The organism is Aminobacter sp. MET-1, from assembly GCF_026521175.1.
In the GTDB taxonomy this organism is placed as follows: Bacteria; Pseudomonadota; Alphaproteobacteria; order Rhizobiales; family Rhizobiaceae; genus Aminobacter.
On the sequence record NZ_JAMSHL010000032.1, the window covers coordinates 24599 to 47904 of the forward strand.

Here is a 23306-nt window from a genome sequence, read left to right on the forward strand (position 1 = left end):
CGCAGGCCCTTACGCTCGTCCGTAGATCGGTGCCACGACACCACTGGTGACAAGATTGGCCGGCGAGGCAAGCTGCGCGATTGCAGCGGCCGCCGCTTCAAGGCTGACCCATTTGGCGAAATCGGCCTTGGGCATGCCGTCGCGGTTCGCTTTGGTGTCGAGGATCGACGGCGCCACGGCGTTGACCAGTATGTCGGCGCCCTTCAGTTCCTCGGCCAGCACCACCGTCAGCGCCGCAACCGCAGCCTTGCTCGCCGTGTAGGCAGCCGTGCCGCCGCCCTTGCGCGGCTCGATGCCGGCACGCGCCGAGACATTGACGATGCGGCCGCCGGACTTGCCGGCGACCATGCCCCTGGCCGCCGCCCGGCAGCACAGGAAGGCGGTCTTGGCGTTGATGTCCATCATCTGGTCGAACTGGTCGGGATCGACACTTTCGATCGCGCCCATGTCGAAGCCGCCGGCCGCATGGATGGAAGCCCAGAGGCCCGGGATGGCATCGTAGAAGGCGTCCACGGCCTTGGCGTCGGTCAGGTCGACACCGGTGATGACATGCACGCGGTCAGTGCCTGAAAATTCGAACCCATCGGGCGCTTTCGGCCGGCTGATCGGCAAGTGGCAGATGGCACCTTCCTTGAGCAGATGCCTGGCAACGGCGGCACCCAGCGCACCGGTGGCGCCCGATACAACCACGTGCCGGCCTTCGAAGCTATTCGTCATGTCCAACTCCCTGGAACGGACGTCGGAGCTGATCCGGACCGCCGTTCCTTTTCTTTGCTATGGCCGCATCTATGCAGGGCCGGGCGCGACCACCTGGCTGCAAAATGCATGGCCGCGACGCGCGGCCTACTCTACGGCAATTTCTATCAGACAGGATTTTCCCGTCGAGCGTGCCTTCTGCAACGCATCGCCAAGGACGCTGGCATCCTGCAGGCGCTCGGCCTGAAGCCCATAGGCCCGCGCGATGAGGGCAAAGTCCGGCGGCGCCGGCGACACGCCGACCGGCTCGACGCCGGCATCCAGCATCGAGGTCTCGATCTCGCGATAGCCACGGTTGTTCCAGACGACGAAGATGACGGGTGCTGCGGCGTCGAGTGCTGCTCCCAGTTCCGGCATGGTGAACTGGAACCCACCGTCGCCGCTGAGGCAGACCACGGGGACATCAGGGACGGCCAGTGCGGCGCCTATCGCCGCTGGCGGGCCGAAGCCGAGCGCGCCGAAACCTGTCGCAGCGTTGAACCAGCCGCCCGGCCGGTCGTGATCGTAATAGAGGTTGGCGGCATAAACCGGCTGGGTGGAATCGCCGACGATGATCGCGCCCGGCAGGGCATCGCGGATCATTTCCACCACCCTCACCTGCCCGCGCATCGCCTCGCCGATTTCCTGCCACGCCGCCTCGCGCGTGGCAGCCGCCCGCGCCGCGCCGTCGGCGTCGCGAAGTGCCTCGCCAAGCCTCGCCGTCAGCATGGCAAGGGCAGCAGCGGCATCGGCGTGGATCGCAACCGTCCCCGGCCGCCTTGCCAGTTGGTCGGCGTCGATGTCCAGACGGACAAGATTAGGGGGAACCACAAGGCCGCCGTCGCCATACATGTCGTAGTCGGTGGGCCCGAATTCGGTACCCACCGCAATGACGAGATCGGCATCCAGCATCAGCGCCCTGACCGCCTTGAGGCTCGGGCTCGCCGGCACATTGAGCGGATGGCCGTAGAGCAGTCCGCGCCCGTTGGCCGTGGTCACCACGGGCGCGTCGAGCGCCTCGGCCAGTGCCAGAAGCTCGGCTTCCGCCCGCCGTGCACCGCCGCCGGCAAGGATCAGCGGCCGGCGCGCCTTTGCGACCAGCGCCGCCGCTTCTGATATCGCTGCCTCGCCGGGCACCCGGGCGATGGCGCGCTTGGGCAGCGGCCTGATGCCATCGGCGGGCAACGGCATGACATCGAGCGGAATCTCGATATGCACCGGTCCCGGCCGCATCGTTTCGAATATCTCGAAGGCTTCGGCGATTGCCGCGGGCAGCTCTTCAGCCGCCGTGATGCGGCGCGACGACAGCGCCACCTTTTCCATCATGCCGCGCTGGTCGGGCAACTCGTGCAGGAAGCCGAGCCCCTTGCCCAGCGACGGCTGCGCATTGACGCCCGAGATGACCAGCATTGGCACCGAATCGGCACGCGCTTGCGCCATGGCGGTGATGGTGTTGGTGAGCCCCGGCCCGGTGATGACGAAGGCAACGCCCGGCCGGCCCGAAGCGCGGGCATAACCATCCGCCATGAAGCCGGCGCCCTGCTCGTGGCGCGGCGTGACATGGCAGATCTTCGAGCGCGCCAGGCCTCGGTAGAGCTCGATCGTGTGCACGCCGGGGATGCCGAACACCGTGTCGACGCCATGCGCCTCAAGCAATCCTATCAGCGCCTCGCCAATCGTCGTCATGCAGCCTCCCTTTCACGCAGTTTCAGGCCCAGCATCGCCTCGACCGAGCCGACGCCGATCTCGGCGAGCTCGCCATGGGCGAACATGTCGCCTGCCAGGCAGCCCTCTACCCAGAGGCCGTCGATGATGGCGTTGATGGCGATGGCATGGCGGCGCAGCTCACCCGCATCGACTGGCCGGCCCGAACCATGGAGCACTGCGGCGACCAGTGCCTCGACCTCGTCGCGGAAGCCGAGATAACCGGCGCGGTGGGCAGCCCCCAGGCCGGCATCAGACCCAGCCCGGCCGATGAAGCTCGCCCAGAGCGAAAAAGTCCTGGCGTCAACGACAGGCGCCTCCAGGCTCGCCGCGACGAAGGCCGCAAGCCGCAGCTTCGGCTCCTGCTCCACCGTCGCCAGCGCGGTCTTGGCGAGCTCGGTCATCCGCCCCATCATGGTTGCGTAGGCCGCCTGCAGCAGCTCTTCCTTGCCGGGGAAATAGTGCCTTATCAGCCCTGCAGTGACGCCTGCGCGTAGGGCAATGGCCCTGACGGTCGCGCCTTGGAGCCCGTTTTCGGCGACGCAGTCCAGCGTCGCCTCGATCAGGTCCTGACGCCGGCGTTCCTCGCCTTCTCGGCGGAATTTTCTCCGCGCGGCGACTGCCATGCCCACCTTCTCTTGGTTCGGAAAAATTGGCCGAAACCGGCTTCGCGGATATTTATACACTTGCATAACAACGCGGCAAGTGCCGTAATGGGCTCACAAAAGAGCGCGGGAACCGATGCCGTTGACGCCGCAAGGCTGAAAGGTCCATGCTCACCGCCCAGGGGAACATCGCGACGCGACCATGAGCAGCCGATTGCTAGCTGACAGGAAAACGTTCACGCGCCGAGGCCAGTGCTGATGGCTGCGGTCGATGCAGCCGAACGCCCCGCACTGTCACACGGCATCGCCGCCGAAGCCATCCATGTCGAAAACCTGCACAAGAAGTTCGGCCAGCTTCACGTGCTGAAGGGCGTGTCGCTGTCGGCCCGCGACGGCGAGGTGGTGGCGATCATCGGCGGCTCTGGCTCGGGCAAGTCGACACTGCTGCGCTGCATCAACTGCCTCGAAAACCCGACAAGCGGCATCATCCGCGTCAATGGCGAGGAGATCCGCCTCAAGAAGATGGCGCATGGCGACAGCATCCCTGCCGACCGGCGCCAGATCGAGCGCATCCGCTCGCGCCTCGGCATGGTGTTCCAGAGCTTCAACCTGTGGAGCCACATGACGCTTTTGGAAAACGTCATCGAGGTGCCGGTGCATGTGCTGGGCATCAAGCGCGCGGACGCCATTGCCGAGGCCGAGCGGCTGCTCGCCCGCGTCGGCCTGGCCGAAAAGCGCGACGTCTATCCAGCCTTCCTGTCCGGTGGCCAGCAGCAGCGCGCGGCCATTGCCCGTGCGCTCGCCATCCAGCCACGCGTCATGCTGTTCGACGAGCCGACCTCGGCACTCGATCCGGAGCTGGTCGGCGAGGTGCTCAAGGTCATCGGCGACCTCGCCCGCGAAGGCCGCACCATGGTGCTGGTGACGCATGAGATGAAGTTCGCCCGCGAGGTGGCTACCCACGTGATCTATCTGTGGAACGGGCAGGTCGAGGAGGAAGGACCGCCCGAACAGATTTTCGGCGCGCCGAAATCGGAGCGCCTCAAGCAGTTCATCCGCAGCATTGGCTAGCGCACGCCCCCGGAACGGAAAGGACCATGCGAAAATCCAGGTAGCGGACGAAATCAGGGGAAAATCCGGAAAAACAACGGGAGAGACAGCATGAAAACACTGCTTGCGATCGCCGCTCTGGCCCTTGGCCTGAGCGCAGCCGGCGCCAGCGCCGAGGCCATCAAGGTCGGCATGGCGCCCGAACCCTATCCGCCCTTCGCGTCGCCCGACGCCTCCGGCAAATGGGGCGGCTGGGAAATGGACATGATCGACGCGCTCTGCGCCGAAGCCAAGCTCGAATGCACCGTCACCATGACGGCGTGGGACGGCCTGATCCCGGCGCTCAACTCGAAGAAGATCGACGCCATCATCAACTCGATGTCGATCACCGACGAGCGCAAGAAGTCGATCGACTTCTCGGACAAGTACTACAACACCCCGGCCGGCATCATCGGCGCCAAGGACGCCAAGTTCGACGCCACGCCGGAGGGGTTGAAGGGCAAGGTCATCGGCGTGCAGGTCTCGACCATCCACGAGGCCTACGCCAAGAAACATTTCGGCGACACCGCCTCCGAGATCAAGATCTACCAGACCCAGGACGAGGCCCAGTCCGACCTCGCCGCCGGCCGCGTCGACGCGGTGCAAGCGGATTCGCTGTCGCTCAAGACCTTCCTCGCCTCCGACCAGGGCAAGGCCTGCTGCGACTTCAAGGGCGAGGTTGCGGAAGACGTCGAAGTGCTCGGACCGGGCGTCGGTGTCGGTCTGCGCCAGGGCGATACCGAGCTCAAGAACAAGTTCAACGCCGCCATCAAGTCGCTGCGCGACAGCGGCAAATATGCCGAAATTGCCAAGAAATATTTTGACTTTGACATCTACGGCAAGTGAGCGACCGCGCGCCGATCTGGTCTTGCGCCAGCGCCGGATCGGCCGCAACGTCGACGTGAGGCACAGCGCCAGCGACCTCCCTCCCCCCTGCGGGGAGGGATAAAGGGCGGGGGTCGTCAGGCACCGATTTCGCGCCGCTCACCCCCGCTTCTGGCCTCTCCCCACAAGGGGCGAGGAACTTCGTTCTCCGCGGCACTCCAAAGGACACTGGACATCGAGCATCTGCTGAACCCGCTGCTGCAGTCCGCGACGGTCGAGCTGCTGTCGATCTCCCCGCCCGGCTGGGGCGGCAATCTCTTGCGCGGCCTGGCCAACTCGATCCAGATCGCGGTGGGTGCCTTCGGGCTCGGCCTCGCCATCGGCATATCGGGCGCCTGGGGCAAGCTTTACGGCGGGCCTGTCGTTCGTGACCTGCTGGAGGTCTACACCACCATCGTGCGCGCCGTGCCCGAGCTGGTGTTGATCCTCCTGCTCTATTATGCCGGCACCGACCTCATCAACCGCGCGCTCGAGCAGTTCGGCTACCCGGCCATCGACATATCGGGCCTTGGCGCCGGCATCGGCGTGCTGGGCGTCGTCCAGGGCGCCTACGCCACCGAAGTCATCCGCGGCGCCATCCTGTCGATACCGCAGGGCCAGGTCGAGGCGGCGCGCGCCTATGGCATGTCTCCTGGCAAGATGCTGAGGCGCATCACCCTGCCCGCCATGCTGCCCTTCGCCATTCCCGGCCTCGCCAATCTCTGGCTCATCGCCACCAAGGACACGGCCCTTCTCGCCGTCGTAGGCTTCAATGAGCTCACCCAGGAAACCCGGCAGGCGGCCGCGACCACCAAATACTATTTCACCTTCTATGTCGCTGCGGGTGCGCTCTATCTGATGCTGACGCTGTTTTCCAACGTCATCATCGGCCGCATCGAACGCTGGGCCCGTCGCGGCATGCCGCCTGTCGCGGAGGCCGGCCGATGAGCGCGCTAGCCCCCGCCGATCAGCCGCTCGCCGCCCGCTCGGCATGGCTGCAACCGCACCGCATCGTGCTCATCGCCATTGCGGCGGCGCTGGTGCTCTGCGCCGCCCTGTTCATGCGCTGGGAGTGGTTGCCCAACTATCTCGGCATGGCCGCGGCCGGCATCTGGCGCACGCTCTGGATCCTCGTCGTGACGGTGGTGCTCGGCTTCATGCTGGCCGTGCCACTGGGGCTCGCCCAGGCCGCCGGCCCATTCTGGCTGGCGTGGCCGGCCAAGGCCTTCTGCACGATCATCCGCGGCACGCCGTTGCTGCTTCAGCTCTGGCTGCTCTATTACGGGCTGGGCTCGCTGTTTCCGCAATATCCGTGGATCCGGCAGTCGGAGCTATGGCCGATCCTGAGACAGGCATGGCCCTACGCGGTGCTGTCGCTGACCTTGTCCTATGCCGCCTATGAAGGCGAGGTGATGCGCGGCGCCTTTGCCGGCGTGCCGAGAGGGCAGCTCGAAGCCGCCCGCGCCTTCGGAATGAGCCCATGGAAACGCTTCCGCCGCATCTGGCTGCCGCAGGCCATCCATCGTGCCCTGCCGACCCTTGCCGGCGAAACCGTGCTCCAGCTCAAGGCGACGCCGCTGGTCGCCACGATCACCGTCATCGACATCTATGCGGTGGCCTCGCGCATTCGCCAGGACACCTTCATCGTCTACGAGCCGCTGTTGCTGTTGGCGCTCGTCTACCTCATCATCACCGGTATCCTCGTCTTTGCGTTCCGCAAGCTGGAGGCGAGGATTCCGGCCAGACTGGGATAGCCTCATGACCGCCACCAAGTCCGAGACCAAGCTCGAGACCGTCACGCTCAGTCTCGACGAAGCCCGAGCGCTCTGCATCTCCGCCGCCATCGGAGCCGGAGCCAGCAAGGAAACGGCAAGCTCGATCGCGCTTGCGGCAGTCGCCGCGGAGGCCGACGGCCAGGCAAGCGTCGGCCTGTCGCATTATATCGATTACCTGGAATCGCTCGAGGCCGGCCGCATCGACGGCAAGATCGAGCCCATCGTCAGCCGTCCGGCACTGGCGATCTATCTCGCCGATGCGCAGGGCGGTGCCGCCCACACAGCGTTCGACCGCAGCTTCGACGAGATCGCCAAGGCAGCGCGGTTGTTCGGCGTCACGGTCTTTGCCCAGAAGAACGCCTATACCTGCGGCGCGCTCGGTTATTTCACCGGCCGCCTCGCCGAGGCGGGGCTTGTGGCGATCGCAGCCACCAACGGCCCGGCGCTCGTCGCCGGCTCCGGCTCGATCAAGCCGGTCTACTGCACCAACCCGATGTCGCTAGCGGCACCTGCCGCCGACGGGCCGCCGCTGGTCATCGACCAATCGTCGAGCGCAACCGCCTTCGTCAACGTGCGCCAGGCGGCGCAATCGGGCGAGGAAATCCCCGAGGGCTGGGCGCTCGACGCCAAGGGCAAGCCCACCACCGACGCCAAAAAGGCGATGAAGGGCGTGCTGCTTGCCTTCGGCGGCGCGCGCGGCGCCAATGTCGCGCTGATGGTCGAGGTGTTGGCTGCCGGCGTTTCCGGCGCCAACTGGTCCATCGATGCGCCGTCGATCACCGTGGGCGACCAGACCCCGGGCACCGGACTGTTCATCGTCGCCCTCGACCCCAAACTGTTCGATCCCGGTTTCGAAAGCCGCATGCGCGAGCAGCTCGGCCGACTGTCCGGCAGCTTCGGCGTGCACATCCCCGGCCCGGCGAAAGCTGCGGCACGGGCTCGTTCCGAGGTGGAGGGAATCACGGTGCCGACGGCCGTTCACGCCCGCATTGCGGAGTTTTCGGCGCGCAACGCGAGCTGACCGGCCTCGTCGCGCGCCAAGTCGGGCACTCGACCGGCTGCAACAACTTCCTGGTCCGTCGCGACAGTTGCGAGGTCACGGCATGGACCCCCGTGACCCTTCGCGGCTCACGCCGCTACGGGCACGAGGATGACGGCTGGAGGGGGCGCCTGCCAACCGGAAGCGGTCTGATAAGGCCAAGAGGGCCGACCCAACTGATCTGAGAACATCCCGCTGTCTGATCTGGTCTGAGCACGTCCACCTGTCTGAACGCTTGGCGATTGGCGAGCAACCGCCGCATCACCGTCATCCTCGACCTCGTGAGCGAGCGACAGCGAGCGGAGAGCGTCGGGGATCCATGCCGTGACTTTGCCACCTCAGCAACGGTCCAGAAACAGGCCCCTGCCGCAGCTGAAAATCACCCGCGCAAACGCACTTCAAAAAATCTTCGCCCCCTTTTGAACCTTTCCCCCGGCCGCTGCGACCTAGCCATGTCCAGGGCGAGGTGAGCTTGCCCGATCAACCCCGGGGGGAACCCGAAAACGAAACGACGTTCCGACGTGGAAACAAGGTTTCCGCGCCCCCGAAACGCAACCTCGAAAAGGGAATAGTCATGAAGACCAAGATCACCATCCTCACTGCAGTGCTTCTCCTTGCCGGCGCCATCGGCAGCGCCAATGCCGGCAGCATTTCGGCCGGACCGAGCGGCGGCGACAGGCCGTCAGGCCCGAGCGACCTCGCCGACAAGCCCGGCAATGACAAGCCCTCCGGCCCCGGCGACTTCTCGGACAAGCCCGGCGGTGGCGGCGACAAGCCTTCGGGTGGCAACAAGACCTCCGGCGGCAGCGGCGCGACCGAAGATAAATATTGCAAGAACAGCTCAAGCAGGTTCCCGGACTGCAACAAGAAGTTCGTCCAGGACTGCAAGGCCGCAGGTGGCACGATGTCGGGTCAACAGGGCTGGGGCGGCAGAACCTGCTGGGAGCCCTCCTGATGCCGTACCGGGCGACGGCCTGACCGCGGCGTCGGTCGCCCGCATCGTGGCCATCCGGAAAACCCCGCCCCCCGTGCGGGGTTTTCTGCCTTCTCCCGCCCAGGTTGTGGCAAAGAAAAAGCCCCGCCAAAAGCGGGGCTTCGTCCTCGTGGGCCGTTTGGCCCGCCGCATCTCGTTCTTGGCTAATGCCGCGACAGCCAGCTGTCGATTTCCTTCTCGGCCTCGTCCTGGGCCTTGCCGTAGCGTGCCTGGAGCCGGCCGGCGAGTTCGCGGCGCTTGCCTTTGATGACATCGAGATCGTCGTCGGTGAGCTTGCCCCAATGGCTCTGAACCTTGCCCTTGAACTGCTCCCAATTGCCTTCGATCTGGTTCCAATTCATCGCTTTTCTCCTTTCGGGATAGGCACGACTGGCATGCCGCACTGATTGGGGAACGCCTCAATGCCGGTCGGGTTCCGAATTTTCTTAAAATATGAGTATGTTAATCATATTATCTTCAAACCTTGTTGACTTGACCGTGAAGCTACCGGTCGGGCGTTGGTGCATTGCAATATCCAAACAAGCATCGCCCCCACCAGGAGACATGCCTTTGACCCTGACGACCGAAAATTCCGGCCGCCGTCTTTTCATCCCCGCACTCGGCGGGCTCTATGCCAACCTCAGCGACAGCGCCGAGACTATCCTGCGCGTCGTCGCCGGCCTTGCTCTCGTCACCCATGGCGCAACCAAAATCGTCGACCCGTTCGGCGCCGCCGGCATGGTCGAGAGCCTCGGCTTTCACCCCGGCGCCTTCTGGTCGCTGCTGTTGTCCGCGACCGAATTCTTCGGTGGCATCCTGATCGCAATCGGCCTGTTCACCCGGCCGGCATCCTTCGCTGCCATGTTCGTTCTTCTGGTCACCGTCTGGTTCCATTGGGTCACCATGGGCCAGGGCTATCAGGGCGCGGAGAAGTCGCTTCTGTGGGCCGCTATCTTCCTGTTTTTTGTCATCCGCGGCGGCAACCGCCACTCCGTCGACGCCCGCATCGGACGCGAATTCTAGACAAGCTTGCCGATTGCCTCCCAAGGCGATCCACCAGCCCGCGCCAGATCGGCGCGGGCAGTTCCGAGCGGTCGCACAATGATTGCCTTTTTTGCGAAACGGGCTAAGAAACGCTGACAATCCAAGCCGTTCAGGCGTAACGGAGCCAGCGATGACCGAAATCCTCCAGACCCCGCAACTCGTCACCGTCTTCGGCGGGTCCGGCTTCCTTGGCCGCCACGTCGTCCGGGCGCTGGCAAAGCGCGGCTATCTGGTGCGAGTCGCCTGCCGCCGGCCCGATCTTGCCGGCCATGTCCAGCCGCTCGGTAATGTCGGCCAGATCCAACCGGTGCAGGCCAATCTGCGCGTACGCTGGTCGGTCGACCGCGCCGTCCAGGGCGCATCCCATGTCGTCAACCTGGTCGGCATCCTGCACGAGAGCGGCCGCCAGCGCTTCTCGACGGTGCAGGAGTTCGGTGCCCGCGCCGTTGCCGAGGCTGCCCGCGCAGCGGGTGCGACGCTGACCCATGTTTCCGCGCTCGGCGCCGACGAAAAGTCGGCTTCGCTCTACGCCCAGACCAAGGCCCGCGGCGAAAGGGCCGTGCAGGATACCCTGCCCGACGCCGTTATCTATCGCCCGTCCATCGTCTTCGGTCCCGAGGACGGCTTCTTCAATCGCTTCGCCAACATGGCCCGTTTCTCGCCTTTCCTGCCGCTGATCGGTGGTGGCGAGACGCGCTTCCAGCCGATCTATGTCGGCGACGTCGCCGAAGCGGTGGCGCGCGCCGTCGACGGCAAGGTCAAGGGCGGCACCATCTATGAGATCGGCGGCCCGCAGGTGCTGAGCTTCCGTGAGTGCATGGAGGAGATCCTTGAGGTCGTCGACCGCAAGCGCGGCCTGGTGGCCGTGCCGTGGTGGGTCGCAAACATGCAGGCCTCGGTGCTCGGCATGCTGCCCAACCCGCTCCTGACCAAGGATCAGGTGCTACTGCTGCGCTCCGACAACGTCGTGTCGAAGGCCGCCCAGGAAGAAGGCCGCACCATCGCGGCTGTCGGCATCGCACCCAAGACCACGGCGTCGATCCTGCCGAGCTACCTCTGGCGCTACCGCTCCGCCGGCCAGTTCACCCGCAGAACCGAGGCCTGAGCGCAGGCCGGGGCCTGATGCAGGCCCTCGCCGCCCTCCTGCCTGAAGGCCTCGATCCTGTCATCGCGGTCCTGCTCGTCATTGCCAGCGCCTTCACCTCGGCGCTGACGGCCGCTTTCGGCGTCGGCGGCGGCATCGCCATGCTGACGCTGATGGGCCTGTTCGTGCCGGTCGCGGCTCTCATCCCCGTCCATGGCGCGGTGCAACTTGGCTCCAACACCGGCCGCGCCTGGCACCAGCGCGCCAATGTGCGCATGGACGTCGCCGCTCCCTTCATTGCCGGCTCGGTGGTGGGCGCCATCATCGGCGCCTTCGTCGTGATCCAGTTGCCCGACGCGCTGCTCAAGCTGGTGCTCGGCGCCTTCGTCATCGCGATCACCTGGACCAAGATCCCCGGCATCGAAAAGCTGACGCGCGCCGGGCTGGCGGTCGCGAGCGTGGTGGTCGCGCTGCTCGGCATGCTGGTCGGCGCCACAGGGCCGCTGGTGTCGGTGCTGTTCGCGCAGTTCTTCGCCAATGATCGCAAGGCACTGGTCGCCACCCATGCCGCCGGCATGGTGGCCCAGCACGGGCTCAAGATCGTCGTTTTCGGGCTTGCCGGCTTCGCCTTCGCCGAATGGATGCCGCTGATCGCGGCGATGATCGTCTCCGGCTTCCTCGGCACCGTCTACGGCACAAGGCTGCTCGAGCGCATGCCGGAGGAAAGCTTCCGCAAATGGTTCAAGATCGCCATCACCGTGCTGGCACTCGACCTTTCGCGAAGGGGACTGATGGGCCTGGGATAAGCGCGCCTCTTTCCCTTCTCCCCTGGTGGGAAAGGAAAAAGTCAGCCCCAGACCATCAGCGCAATCAATCCCACGCCGCCGATCAGCAGGCGCCACCAGCCGAACAGCGCGTAGCCATTGCGCGACACGTAGTCGAGCAGGTGGCGGACGACGAACAGCGCGGTGATGAAGGCGGCGATGAAACCGATGCCGATGATCGGAAGGTCGGACGCCGACAGGATGCCGCGGTTCTTGTAGAGGTCGTAGGCGAAGGCACCGGCCATGGTCGGCATGGCGAGGAAGAACGAGAACTCGGCAGCAGCGCGCTTTTCGACGCCCATCAGCAGCGAACCGACGATGGTGGCGCCCGAACGCGAGGTGCCGGGGATCATCGCCAGGCACTGGAACAAGCCGATCTTGAGATAGACCGACAACGGGAACTTGGTGACGTCGCCGTATCTCGGCTTGAGGTCAAGCTTGTCGACGAACAAAAGCACGATGCCGCCGAGGATCAGCATGGTGCAGATCAGGCGCGGCGATTCGAACAGCACGGTCTTGATGAAGTCGTGCGCCAACGCCCCGATCACCGCTGCAGGCAGGAAGGCGATGAGGATGCCGGCTACGAAACGCTGCGTCCCAGGGTCGCGGGGCAGGTCGATCAGCATGCGCCACAGCCGCGCCGAATAAACCGACAGGATGGCAAGGATAGCGCCGAGCTGGATCAGGATTTCGAAAGTCTTGCCAGTGGATTCAAAGCCGAGGAAGTGCCCGGCCAGCAGTATATGACCGGTTGACGAAACCGGGATGAATTCGGTGAGGCCCTCGAGCAGTCCGAGAAGCAGTGCGTCGATTATCTGGCTATCCATTGCATCCCCGCGAGATCGTTCATTCGCGATTGCTTGTCATAGGGCAGGACTCCCCCTATAGGTCGGGGCGCCCGTGAGCCCGGCGCACCGGGCCCAAAAGCTCTAGCGGCGCGGCAGGCGATTCGCCAGAGCACCGTCGATCACGAAATTCCGCAGGACCATGCTGACGCTTTTCCACCACCCGATGTTTGCGACGTGCCGCTTCATCCGCCTCGCCTTTGGCGAGTATGGCGAGGAGCTGGCGCTGATCGAGGAGAAGCCCTGGACACGCCGCCGGGAATTCCTGTCGCTCAATCCCGCCGGGACGCTGCCGGTGCTGCTTGCCGAAGGCGACGTGCCGATCGTCGGCGCGATGATCATTTCCGAATATATCGACGAGACGCGCGGCGTGCTGAAGCGCGAGCGCCGGCTCTTCGCCGAGGACCCGATGGAGCGCGCCGAGATCCGCCGCCTCACCGACTGGTATCTCACCAAGACCGAGAGCGAAGTGACGCGCCATCTCGTGCGCGAGCGCGTGCTGAAGCCGCATATGCCCGAGGCTGCCGGCGGCGGTTCGCCCGATTCGGGCGCCATCCGCGCCGCCCGCGCCAACATCCGCCAGCACATGAAGTACACCAACTGGCTGGCTGGCACGCGCCACTGGCTCGCCGGCCCGCGCATCACCTATGCCGATCTTGCCGCCGCCGCATCGCTTTCGGTGCTCGACTATCTGGGCGAGATCGACTGGCGCGAATATTCCTCGGCGCGCGAATGGTACACGCGTGTCAAATCGCGACCATCCTTCCGGCCGCTCCTCTCCGACCGGGTACGCGGGCTGACACCGGCATCGCACTATGCGGACCTCGACTTCTGACAAGGCCCTGCGCCAGCTGATCGAGCGCGAAGCCACCCGCGCCGGCTTTGCCGCCGTGGCCGTCACGCGGCCCGACGCCATCCCGCTCGCCCCTGCGCGCCTCGCCCAGTTCGTCAGTGAAGGCCTGCATGGCTCGATGGCATGGATGGAAGAGACGCTCGAACGCCGCGCCGCCCCGTCAGTGCTGTGGCCCGAGGTGCGCTCCATCGTCGTCTTGGCGATGAACTACGGCCCCGACGGCGATCCGCGCGCCCTGCAGGCCATGGCCGACCGCGGCGCGATCTCGGTCTATGCCCGCAACCGCGACTACCACGACGTCATCAAGGGTCGACTCAAGGAAATCGCCGGCAAGATCGTGTCCCGCGCTGGAGGCGACGTGAAGGTGTTCGTCGACACCGCACCGGTCATGGAAAAGCCGCTGGCGGAAGCCGCAGGGCTCGGCTGGCAGGGCAAGCACACCAATCTCGTCAGCCGCGAGTTCGGCTCCTGGCTGTTCCTCGGCACCATCTTCACGACAGCCGAACTCGAATCCGACGATGCAGAGGGCGACCATTGCGGCTCATGCCGGGCCTGCCTCGATGCCTGCCCGACCGATGCTTTCCCGGCGCCCTACCGGATCGACGCCCGGCGCTGCATCTCCTACCTGACCATCGAGAACAAGGGGCCGATCCCGGCCGAATTCCGCGAGAAGATCGGCAACCGCATCTATGGCTGCGACGACTGCCTTGCCGCCTGCCCATGGAACAAATTCGCCCAGGCCGCTTCGGAAGCGAAACTTGCGGCCCGCGACGACCTGCGCGAGCCGCGTCTTGCCGAACTGCTGGCGCTTGATGATGCCGGCTTCCGCGCCCTGTTCTCCGGCTCGCCGGTCAAGCGCGTCGGCCGCGACCGCTTCGTGCGCAACGTGCTGATCGCGGCCGGCAACTCCGCAGACGCCAGCCTCGCGGGGCCATGCCGGGCGCTGCTCACCGATGCTTCGCCGCTGGTCCGTGGGGCCGCCATATGGGCGCTTTCGCGGCTCGACCCGGGAGCGGCGTTTTCCGCTCTTGCGCAACAGGCGCTGAAGTCCGAAACCGAGACCGACGTCGTCGCCGAATGGCGGGCGGCGCTGGCAGGGCAGGCAGGCACGGGGGCACAGGCATGAGCGAACAAAAAGTCTTCATCTTCGGCGCCGGCTATTCCGGCAAGGCGTTTGCCAGGCAGGCACCCGCCGACGTTGCCATATCGGGCACGACGCGCTCGCCCGACAAATTCGCAGCGCTCGAAGCCGCCGGCATCGAGCCGCTGCTGTTCGACGGCAAGCTGACGCCGGAAATCCGCGCGAAACTCGCGGAGACCACCCAACTGGTCATCTCAGCCGCGCCTGGCGATGCCGGCGACCCGGTGCTCGACGTCGCCCTTGACACTATCCTCCACCACATGCCGCGCCTGCGCTGGATCGGCTACCTCTCGACCGTCGGCGTCTATGGCGACTATGGCGGCAAGTGGATCGACGAGGCCGCCGCCTGCCATCCCAAGTCGGGACGTTCGCAGGCACGCCTCGAGGCCGAAAACCAGTGGCACGACCTCGGCGAGAAAGCCGGCCGACCGGTGGCGATCCTGCGCCTGTCCGGTATCTACGGCCCTGGCCGCAATGCCTTCGTCAATCTCGAAAACGGCACCGCCAAGCGGTTGGTCAAGCAAGACCAGGTGTTCAACCGCATCCATGTCGACGACATAGCGGGCGCCTTGTGGCATCTGATCGAGGCCGACCGCGGCGGCGTCTTCAACGTCACCGACAACGAGCCGGCACCGCCGCAGGATGTCGTCGCCTATGCCGCCAAGCTGATGGGCGTCGAGGCTCCACCCGAAATTCCCTTCGAGACTGCCCAACTTTCGCCCATGGCGCGGTCCTTCTATGGCGAGAACAAGCGTGTCGCCAACACCGAGATCCGGGCCACCGGCTATGATTTCCGCTACCCGAACTATCGCGCCGCCTTCGATCGCATGTGGGCCGAAGGCAGCTGGCGCGGCGAAGGCGACGGCGACAAGCGCAGTCCGATGCGGCAGCAATAGCCGTATGGGAGCGGACATTTGATCGGGGCGACCTGCCCGCATTTTACCTTTCGGTAACCACGGCAGCGCAAGGTCTTCGGAGAGGATTGGACCCCATGACAGCATTTTTCAGCGGATTTCCGGGCAAGGTGGCGCGGTTGGCGATGGCCGTGGCGACGCTCGGCCTGGTCGGGCTCGACATGCAGGCGGCCAGCGCATCTGAACTCGCCAAGGACCTGTTTGGCGGGAAAAAGCTGCCGGCGGCGACTGCGCCCCATTCCTACGGCTTCTACTCCAAGGGCTGCTTCTCCGGCGGCGTGGCGATTGCCACCGACGGGCCGACCTGGCAGGCGATGCGGCTGTCGCGCAACCGCCGCTGGGGCCATCCCAAGATGATCGCGCTGATCGAAAAGCTGTCCCGCGACGCCACCCAGGACGGCTGGCCTGGCCTGCTGGTCGGCGACATCTCGCAGCCGCGCGGCGGCCCGATGCTGTCAGGCCACGCTTCGCACCAGATCGGCCTGGACGCCGACATCTGGCTGACGCCGATGCCCGACCGCAGGCTGTCGCCAACCGAGCGCGAGAACATGAGCGCGGTGTCGATGGTCAACGAAAAGACCCATCTGGTCATCGACAAGCGCTGGACGCCTGCTCATACGCGCCTGCTCGAGCGCGCCGCGAGCTACCCCGAGGTCGAGCGCATCCTGGTCAATCCGGGCATCAAGAAGAAGCTCTGCGATACCGTCACCGGCGACCGCTCGTGGCTGCGCAAGGTCCGGCCGTTCTGGGGCCACGACTATCATTTCCATGTCCGCATCGGCTGCCAGGCCGGGTCTGTCGGTTGCAAGGAGCAGGATCCGACGCCGCGCGGCGATGGCTGCGACAAGTCGCTCGCCTGGTGGTTCACCGAGGAGCCGTGGCGCCCTGCCACCGGCCCGGCCAAGCCCAAGGCGCGTGACATCATGACGATGGCGAGCATGCCAAAAGAATGCCGCGCGGTGTTGAACGCGCCCTCGCCGGTCAATGAGGCTGCCGTCACCTACCACGGCCCTGGCGGCAGCGAATATGCGGCGACGCCCGCCCCGGCAGCACCAGCGGTGGCCGAAACGCCTGTCATCACCGATCCCGGCACGCCGGCATCGGCCAATGCGTTCGCACCGCGTCCGCCAGCCGACATTCCGCTGCCGCGCCCGCGTCCGGCCAACAAGTGAGGGGCGTGGAGGGTTTGCTGCGGCGCTTCCAAATCGCCGGAAATCGGTCTATTGATTTCAAACGATTTAGATAGTGACGGCAGCAAGCCCTGTGACACCCGCATTGCGTCTCGCATTGATCGCCCACGACCAGAAGAAAGACGACATGGTCGCCTTCGCCGGGGATCATCAGGAGTTCCTGAAAACCTGTCACATCGTCGCCACCGGCACGACCGGCCAGCGCATTCTGGCAAGCTGCCCGGAGCTCAACCTGACGCCGCTCAAGAGTGGCCCGCTCGGCGGCGACCAACAAATCGGCGCGCTGATCAGCGAAGGCCAGATCGATGCCTTGATTTTCTTCGTTGATCCGCTGACGCCGATGCCGCATGACGTCGATGTGAAGGCATTGACGCGGCTCGCCATCGTCTACGACATTCCCATGGCGTTGAACCGGTCGACCGCCGAGATCATGCTGGAAAACCAAGAGAACGGCTAAACGCCGTCGCGAGCATTCTGGGGACGAAACCGGGCATGTCACATCAGGGCCAACAGGCACAGGCGCTCCCCTTCCCGATCCTGATTGGCGACATCGGCGGCACCAATGCCCGCTTCGCCATCGTCGAGAGCGCCGACAAGGAAGCCGGCGAGCCGCGCATCGTCCAGACCGCCAGCTATGCCTCCATCGACGACGCCATCCTCGCCGTGCTCGACGGCTCGCCCATCCGTCCACGTTCGGCCGTGCTTGCGGTGGCCGGCCCGGTCGAGGGCGAGGAGATCGCGCTCACCAACTGCCCTTGGGTGGTGCGACCCCGGCAGATGTTTTCGACCATAGGTCTTTCCGACATCCTTGTTCTCAACGACTTCGAGGCACAGGCGCTGGCCGTCGTGGCGCTCGGCGACGAACACATGGAAAAGATCGGTGGCGGCGAACCCGAACAGGGTGCCGGCCGCGTCGTGCTCGGCCCCGGCACCGGCCTCGGCGTTGCTGGCCTGATCCATGCGCTCGGGCGCTGGATTCCGGTTCCCGGCGAAGGCGGCCATATGGACATCGGTCCGCGCTCGTCGCGCGACTTCGAGGTGTTTCCGCATATCGAAAAGCTCGAAGGCCGCATCTCTGGCGAGCAAATCCTCTGCGGCCGCGGACTGGTCAACACCTACCGCGCCGTCGCCCTGGCCGACGGCGAGACGCCAACGCTCACCCATCCGGCGCAGGTCACGGCCGCCGCACTGGCCGGCACTGACCCGATCGCGGTCGAAGCGCTCGAGTTGTTCGTCACCTGCCTCGGCCGGACCGCCGGCGACCTGGCGTTGGTGTTCAAAAGCAAGGGCGGCGTCTTCCTCACCGGCGGCATCGCCCAGAAGATCGTGCCAGCGCTGAAGAAGGGCAATTTCCGTGAAGCCTTCGAAGACAAGGCGCCGCATCGCGAGCTGATGGCGTCGATGCCGGTCTATGTCATCACCCACCCGCTCGCCGCCCTTGCGGGCCTTGCCGCTTATGCGCGAACGCCCGATCTCTTCGGCATCGAAACCGGCGACCGCCGCTGGCGGGTGTAGCGCCGGCGCTGCCCGCGCCTTAGCCAGCAGGTTCGCAGTCGGTTTTCAGATCCTGATAGTGAACGAGCAACGGATCCTGTCCGCGATCGGCGCGCATCATGTAGGTATGGGGTGAAGGCTCGGCCGGACAAGCGCCCAACCCGCGCGCGAAAAGCAGCATCTGCTCCGCGTCGTCGTCGCCGGTCCACAGCATTGCCGGATTTGTCAGCGGCATCGAGCCCGCCGCCGGCATGATCTGGTGAACGATCCTGGCATCGCTGTCGTAGAGCCTGAGATTGGCCAGGATGGCATAGTCGTTGATCAGGAATTCGGTCGCGCCAGTCGACTGGACCGCCGTCTGCAGAAGCTCGTCGTAATTGTAGTTCTTGCGCGCGTCACGCAGACTTTCGATCCACTGGCCCGGCGTTGCAATCAGGGCCATCACAATTGCGAGCGTCCGGATATGCCTGTTGGCGCGCGGATCGGCATCGGCCACAAGACCGCACAGCACCGGAAGCGCGGCGATCGCCAGCGGCAGCATCCAGCGGATATTGACGTTTGTTGCCCCTGAAACCAACACAAGGATCAGTCCAAAGGCGCTGGACAGAAGGGTCCAGAGTGCAAAAGCCTGCTTGCGCCCACGGCAGTTCGCCGCGATCGCGGTCCAACCGCGATGCGGCAGCATCATGAGCAGGGGAAGCCCCAGGATGCTGATGCAAGCAAGGAAATAGGCCAGCAGCCCGCTGACGAGAGCCCCCGCCCGATCATCCGCTACCATTCGAAACCGCCCCTGCTGCGCCAGGACGTGATCAAGATGATCGAGGGCCCAGATGGCATGGGGGACGACGAGCCCTCCGGCGATAACCGGGATCAACAGCGCTTTGGCCGTCCAGAAAACACCTTCGCGCCGCATCACCGCGAGATCCGCCACGACAAGCGCCAGGACGAACAGCGCGGCGTTGTATTTCGTGAGCAGCATCAGCCCGAAAATGACCCCGAGGACGACATAGCCGCGCATGCTCCGGGCAGAGAGCGTGTGGAGATAGGCAAGCGCGAAGGCCGCAGTGAGTGCGAGCAGCAGGACGGTGTGGGAATAATTCCGCTGTACTTCCCAGGCGATCTCGACGATCAGGAACGGCGACACGGCGAGGGTGACCGCCGCCGGAGGCCTGAGCCCGAGCTTGAGCCCGATCCGCCACATCAGGAAGACAAAGGCGAAGAGAGAGGCGAACTTCAGCAGGTTTTCCGAGAACTGCGTGACGCCGAACAGTTGCTGCACGGCGATCAGCATCCAGGTGTAGAGCGGCGGCTGCGACCGGCCATAGCCCCATTCGAAGCTCTGGGTGTAGAGCAACTGCTCGGCACCGTCATAGCTGGTGCCGCCGCGAATGAAACTCAGCACGACGGCTTGCATCAAGCAGAGAAATCCGACGATGACGATCAAGCTGTTTCCTGAGACGGAAACAATTGGCCGGCTCGAAGGGAGGGAGGCATCTGCCATGAAATGGGATCGCTTTTTCGCAAGAAAGAACTTTGAAGCCTGGCAGGGGCAGCCCAAAACATAACTGCGCACAGCCAGAATCTCAACCTGTGCAGGCCGCCAGTGACGGCGCAACCGCGAGGTGAGTGACCAAAAGGCGGTTTCCCCCTCGGTCTTCATGCTTTATGAGGGGCGCAGTTTTTGCCCCACCGAACCGGACCACCTGTTTGACCATCGACCAAAACCAGACGCCCAAGGCCGCGCAGAGCGAGATCGTCGGCGTCATCAAGCGCGTCGCCGCCGAAAATGGCCGCGACTACGCCAGGCACTACACGCTGGCCGCTGTCTTCCTGCTCACTATCGCAGGCACCACGGCCTTTACGGCCTGGATCATGCGTGATGTCGTCAACCAGATATTCTATGAGCGTCGTGCCGACCTGATCCTGCCGATCTGCCTGTCGATCATCGCCGCCTTCGGCCTGCGTGGCATCGCCACCTACGGACAGGCCGTCACACTTGCCAAGGTCGGCAACAACCTTATCGCCCGCTACCAGCGCCGCGTGTTCGATCATCTCATGAACCTCGGCATGGACTTTTTCTCGTCGCAGCGCTCGGCTCAGTTGATCGCCCAGGTCAACCAGAACGTCAGTGGCGTTCGTGACCTTCTCAACATCCTGGTCACGTCGATCGCGCGTGATGCGGTATCGCTCGTCGCGCTGGTCGGCGTCATGATCTACCAGGATCCGATGCTGTCGCTGCTCGCATTCCTGATCGGGCCGCCGCTGGTCTTTGCTGTCGACTACCTCGTGCGCCGGCTGCGCCGCCTCAATCGCGAGGCAATCCTGGTCGGTGCACGTCTGTTCGGTTCGATGCAGGAGGCGGTCCAGGGCATGGCGATCGTCAAGGCCTTCACGATGGAGGACCAACTCGCCAAACGCATGAGTCATCTGGTCAGCGATGTCGAGGCACGTTCAAACAAGATCGCCCGCGTCTCCGAGCGCCTGTCGCCGATCTCGGATGTGCTCGCAGGCTTCGTCATCGCCGCTGTCATCGGCTATGCCGGTTATCGTTCCGTCTTCGACCAGCAGCCACCCGGCGCAGTCATCTCTTTCATCACGTCGCTCATCCTCGCCTATGATCCGGCGCGACGCCTCGCCCGCACGCAGGTCGGTCTCGAAAGCGCGCTCGTCAACGCCCGCATGCTCTACGAGATCCTCGACACGGAACCGCGTCAGGAAGATGCTCCCGATGCCAGGGAGATTAGCGTGCGCAAGGGCGAAATCCGCTTCGACAACGTCTCCTTCGGCTATGGCGACGACGTGCCCGTGCTCAGGGACCTGAGCTTCACCGCAGCTGGCGGCAAGACCACCGCCATCGTCGGTGCTTCGGGCGCCGGCAAGTCGACACTGATCGCGCTGATGCAGCGCTTCTACGATCTCGACGGCGGCCGTATCGTCATCGACGGCCAGGACATCGCAACCGTCACCAAGCGGTCGCTGCGCCAGTCGATCGCTTATGTCTCGCAGCATCCGTATCTGTTCGAAGGCACCATCGCCGACAACATCCGCTATGGCCGTCCTGATGCCACCGACCAGGACATCCGCTACGCGGCCAAGCAAGCCTTCGCCGACGACTTCATCCTGGAGCAGCCTGACGGCTACGACACTGCAGTCGGCGAGAGTGGCTCAACCCTGTCGGGCGGCCAGCGCCAGCGCGTCTCCATCGCCCGTGCGCTGGTGCGCAACGCGCCGATCCTTTTGCTCGACGAGGCGACCTCGGCGCTCGACAACGAGTCCGAGGCGCGCGTTCAGGCAGCGCTTGCCACCGCCACGCAAGGGCGCACCACCATCGTCATCGCCCATCGCCTCTCGACGGTCATCAATGCCGACCATATCGTGGTGCTGGAGCAAGGACGCCTGGTGGAACAAGGTACGCATGCCGAGCTGATGGCCGACCCGAGCAGCATTTACGCCCGCTTCCACAATCTGCACGATGAGGCGGCGCTGGGACTGGTCGACGATACGGTAGAGACTGCATAAAAGCGCTGCATGACGCAGCGACAGGGAGCCTGACATGAGCGAGATGGGTCTGGTGGTGGTCGGTGCGGCCGGGCGGATGGGCCAGGTGCTCTTGCGGACGGTCCATGCCATGGATGGCGTGCGCATCGTCGGCGCGATCGAACGTTCCGGCTCGCCGCATCTCGGCAAGGACGCAGGCGAACTCGCCGGCATCGGCATCATCAACGTCGCCGTCAGCGACGACCCGCTCGCCGCCTTCGCCAAGGCCGATGGCGTGCTCGACTTCACCGTGCCGGCTGCGACAGTCGAATTCGCCGGCTATGCCGCGCAGGCGCGCATCGCCCATGTTATCGGCACCACTGGCTGCTCCACCGAGGACGACGCCAGGATCGCGGCAGCCGCGCGCCATGCCACCATCGTCAAGTCGGGCAATATGAGCCTCGGCGTGAATCTCCTCTCCGTTCTGGTCGAGAAGGCGGCACAGGCGCTCGGGCCCGAAGATTTCGACATCGAAATTCTCGAGATGCACCACCGCCACAAGGTCGACGCGCCCTCGGGCACGGCATTGCTGCTCGGCGAAGCCGCCGCCGAAGGCCGCAAGATCGCATTGGCCGACAACAGCGTGCGCGTCCGCGACGGCCACACTGGCGTGCGCGAAGCGGGCACCATCGGCTTCGCCACGCTGCGCGGCGGCTCGGTCGTCGGCGAGCATTCGGTCATCCTCGCCGGTTCGGGCGAGCGCATCGTCATGTCGCATCTTGCCGAGGATCGCTCGATCTTCGCCCGCGGCGCTGTCAAGGCGGCCCTCTGGGCGCATGGCCGCAAGCCCGGGCTCTATTCGATGCGCGACGTGCTCGGCCTCTAACTCGTTTTATCAAGCCATCCACCCAAGGGAGCAAAAATGTCCGGAACCCTCGTGCTCGTCCGTCACGGCCAGAGCGAATGGAACCTCAAGAACCTGTTCACCGGCTGGCGCGATCCGGGCCTGACCGAGCAGGGCCACGCCGAGGCCAAGGCCGCCGGCGAGAAGCTCAAGGCGCGCGGGCTGAAGTTCGACATCGCCTTCACCTCGGCTTTGTCGCGCGCCCAAACCACCTGCCAGCACATTCTCGACGCGCTCGGCCAGAGCGACCTCAAGACCATCCGTGACGCAGCGCTCAACGAGCGCGACTATGGCGACCTCAACGGCCTCAACAAGGACGATGCCCGCGCCAAGTGGGGCGAGGAGCAGGTCCATATCTGGCGCCGTTCCTACGATACCCCGCCTCCCGGTGGCGAGAGCCTGAAGGACACCGGCGCCCGCGTCTGGCCCTACTATCTGCACGACATGCAAAAGCACGTCCTGTCGGGCGGCACGGTGCTGGTCGCGGCTCACGGCAACTCGCTGCGCGCGCTGATCATGGCGCTCGAGGGCATTTCGGGCCCCGACATCGTCAAGCTCGAGCTCGGGACGGGCGTGCCGATCGTCTACAAGCTCAACGCCGATTCGACCGTCGCGTCCAAGGACGTACTGGCCTGATCCATACGCGACTGTCGTGGGGGCCCCCCCCCCCCCCCCCCCCCCCCCCCCCCCCCCCAACACCCCCCCCCCCCCCCCCCCCCCCCCCCCCCCCCCCCCCCCCCCCCCCCCCCCCC

At 65.3% G+C, this 23306-nt stretch carries 24 protein-coding genes; 18 read left to right on the plus strand and 6 right to left on the minus strand.

Annotation, left to right across the window (positions count from 1 at the left end; all coding sequences use genetic code 11):
- Positions 1-9: 9 nt before the first annotated feature.
- The 3 genes from NDO48_RS27205 to NDO48_RS27215 form a co-directional block, all read right to left on the minus strand.
- A complete protein-coding gene (locus NDO48_RS27205; protein WP_018430629.1) occupies positions 10-717 on the minus strand; it encodes an SDR family NAD(P)-dependent oxidoreductase in 708 nt (235 codons plus the stop codon).
- Between the two features lie 126 nt (positions 718-843).
- Entirely contained in the window at positions 844-2421 is a 1578-nt protein-coding gene (locus NDO48_RS27210; RefSeq protein WP_018430628.1) for a 5-guanidino-2-oxopentanoate decarboxylase, read from the minus strand.
- Positions 2418-3065 (minus strand): TetR family transcriptional regulator C-terminal domain-containing protein, encoded by a 648-nt coding sequence (locus tag NDO48_RS27215; protein WP_018430627.1) that lies wholly within the window; start codon positions 3063-3065, stop codon positions 2418-2420. Before NDO48_RS27215 ends, NDO48_RS27210 begins: the two co-directional genes overlap by 4 nt.
- 237 nt (positions 3066-3302) lie before the next feature.
- Between NDO48_RS27215 and NDO48_RS27220 the strand changes: the two genes are divergently transcribed.
- From NDO48_RS27220 to NDO48_RS27245, 6 genes are all read left to right on the plus strand, one after another.
- Positions 3303-4115, plus strand: a complete 813-nt coding sequence (locus NDO48_RS27220; protein ID WP_018430626.1) for an ABC transporter ATP-binding protein — start codon at positions 3303-3305, stop codon at positions 4113-4115.
- Between the two features lie 90 nt (positions 4116-4205).
- Positions 4206-4979: a transporter substrate-binding domain-containing protein gene (locus NDO48_RS27225; RefSeq protein WP_018430625.1), complete on the plus strand. Its 774-nt coding sequence runs from the start codon at positions 4206-4208 to the stop codon at positions 4977-4979.
- Between the two features lie 297 nt (positions 4980-5276).
- Complete coding sequence (locus tag NDO48_RS27230; RefSeq protein WP_267322754.1) at positions 5277-5945, plus strand: ABC transporter permease; 669 nt, start codon at positions 5277-5279, stop codon at positions 5943-5945.
- A complete protein-coding gene (locus tag NDO48_RS27235) occupies positions 5942-6751 on the plus strand; it encodes an ABC transporter permease (RefSeq protein ID WP_018430623.1) in 810 nt (269 codons plus the stop codon). Before NDO48_RS27230 ends, NDO48_RS27235 begins: the two co-directional genes overlap by 4 nt.
- Positions 6752-6755: 4 nt before the next feature.
- Positions 6756-7793, plus strand: a complete 1038-nt coding sequence (locus tag NDO48_RS27240; protein ID WP_018430622.1) for an Ldh family oxidoreductase — start codon at positions 6756-6758, stop codon at positions 7791-7793.
- A 592-nt stretch (positions 7794-8385) separates the two neighbouring features.
- Entirely contained in the window at positions 8386-8766 is a 381-nt protein-coding gene (locus tag NDO48_RS27245; protein ID WP_018430621.1) for a hypothetical protein, read from the plus strand.
- A 182-nt stretch (positions 8767-8948) separates the two neighbouring features.
- Here the strand turns inward: NDO48_RS27245 and NDO48_RS27250 are convergent, their stop codons facing one another.
- Positions 8949-9146, minus strand: coding sequence for a CsbD family protein (locus NDO48_RS27250; RefSeq protein ID WP_018430620.1), 198 nt, complete (start codon positions 9144-9146; stop codon positions 8949-8951).
- A 202-nt stretch (positions 9147-9348) separates the two neighbouring features.
- On the opposite strand from NDO48_RS27250, the gene NDO48_RS27255 reads away from it, so the two are divergent.
- The 3 genes from NDO48_RS27255 (at position 9349) to NDO48_RS27265 (ending at position 11718) form a co-directional block, all read left to right on the plus strand.
- Positions 9349-9807, plus strand: a complete 459-nt coding sequence (locus tag NDO48_RS27255) for a DoxX family membrane protein (protein WP_018430619.1) — start codon at positions 9349-9351, stop codon at positions 9805-9807.
- Between the two features lie 151 nt (positions 9808-9958).
- Positions 9959-10933 (plus strand): complex I NDUFA9 subunit family protein, encoded by a 975-nt coding sequence (locus NDO48_RS27260; protein ID WP_018430618.1) that lies wholly within the window; start codon positions 9959-9961, stop codon positions 10931-10933.
- Between the two features lie 17 nt (positions 10934-10950).
- Positions 10951-11718 carry a sulfite exporter TauE/SafE family protein gene (locus NDO48_RS27265; RefSeq protein ID WP_018430617.1) on the plus strand — a complete coding sequence of 256 codons (768 nt, stop codon included), beginning with the start codon at positions 10951-10953 and terminating at the stop codon, positions 11716-11718.
- Positions 11719-11759: 41 nt separating this feature from the next.
- On the opposite strand, the gene NDO48_RS27270 is transcribed toward NDO48_RS27265, so the two are convergent.
- Positions 11760-12563 (minus strand): undecaprenyl-diphosphate phosphatase, encoded by an 804-nt coding sequence (locus tag NDO48_RS27270; protein ID WP_018430616.1) that lies wholly within the window; start codon positions 12561-12563, stop codon positions 11760-11762.
- Between the two features lie 160 nt (positions 12564-12723).
- Between NDO48_RS27270 and NDO48_RS27275 the strand changes: the two genes are divergently transcribed.
- The 6 genes from NDO48_RS27275 (at position 12724) to NDO48_RS27300 (ending at position 18194) form a co-directional block, all read left to right on the plus strand.
- A complete protein-coding gene (locus tag NDO48_RS27275; protein WP_018430615.1) occupies positions 12724-13416 on the plus strand; it encodes a glutathione S-transferase family protein in 693 nt (230 codons plus the stop codon).
- Entirely contained in the window at positions 13397-14560 is a 1164-nt protein-coding gene (gene queG, locus NDO48_RS27280) for a tRNA epoxyqueuosine(34) reductase QueG (protein ID WP_018430614.1), read from the plus strand. The genes NDO48_RS27275 and queG overlap by 20 nt, the downstream gene beginning before the upstream one ends.
- Positions 14557-15471, plus strand: a complete 915-nt coding sequence (locus tag NDO48_RS27285; protein ID WP_018430613.1) for an SDR family oxidoreductase — start codon at positions 14557-14559, stop codon at positions 15469-15471. The genes queG and NDO48_RS27285 overlap by 4 nt, the downstream gene beginning before the upstream one ends.
- 95 nt (positions 15472-15566) lie before the next feature.
- Positions 15567-16661, plus strand: a complete 1095-nt coding sequence (gene mepA / locus NDO48_RS27290) for a penicillin-insensitive murein endopeptidase (RefSeq protein WP_018430612.1) — start codon at positions 15567-15569, stop codon at positions 16659-16661.
- A gap of 91 nt (positions 16662-16752) precedes the next feature.
- The gene (locus NDO48_RS27295) at positions 16753-17136 is read left to right on the plus strand and encodes a methylglyoxal synthase (RefSeq protein ID WP_026227725.1); all 384 of its coding nucleotides are present in this window, start codon (positions 16753-16755) and stop codon (positions 17134-17136) included.
- Positions 17137-17171: 35 nt separating this feature from the next.
- Positions 17172-18194 carry a glucokinase gene (locus NDO48_RS27300; protein WP_018430610.1) on the plus strand — a complete coding sequence of 341 codons (1023 nt, stop codon included), beginning with the start codon at positions 17172-17174 and terminating at the stop codon, positions 18192-18194.
- Between the two features lie 19 nt (positions 18195-18213).
- Here NDO48_RS27300 and NDO48_RS27305 read toward each other — a convergent pair whose 3' ends face one another.
- A complete protein-coding gene (locus tag NDO48_RS27305) occupies positions 18214-19833 on the minus strand; it encodes a glycosyltransferase family 39 protein (RefSeq protein WP_081623536.1) in 1620 nt (539 codons plus the stop codon).
- A 47-nt stretch (positions 19834-19880) separates the two neighbouring features.
- Between NDO48_RS27305 and NDO48_RS27310 the strand changes: the two genes are divergently transcribed.
- From NDO48_RS27310 to NDO48_RS27320, 3 genes are read left to right on the plus strand one after another with little or no spacing between them, the layout of a single operon-like run.
- Positions 19881-21692, plus strand: a complete 1812-nt coding sequence (locus NDO48_RS27310) for an ABC transporter ATP-binding protein (RefSeq protein WP_018430607.1) — start codon at positions 19881-19883, stop codon at positions 21690-21692.
- 34 nt (positions 21693-21726) lie between these two features.
- Entirely contained in the window at positions 21727-22536 is an 810-nt protein-coding gene (dapB, locus tag NDO48_RS27315) for a 4-hydroxy-tetrahydrodipicolinate reductase (protein ID WP_026227724.1), read from the plus strand.
- Positions 22537-22572: 36 nt separating this feature from the next.
- Positions 22573-23190, plus strand: a complete 618-nt coding sequence (locus NDO48_RS27320) for a 2,3-bisphosphoglycerate-dependent phosphoglycerate mutase (RefSeq protein ID WP_018430605.1) — start codon at positions 22573-22575, stop codon at positions 23188-23190.
- Positions 23191-23306: the final 116 nt, after the last annotated feature.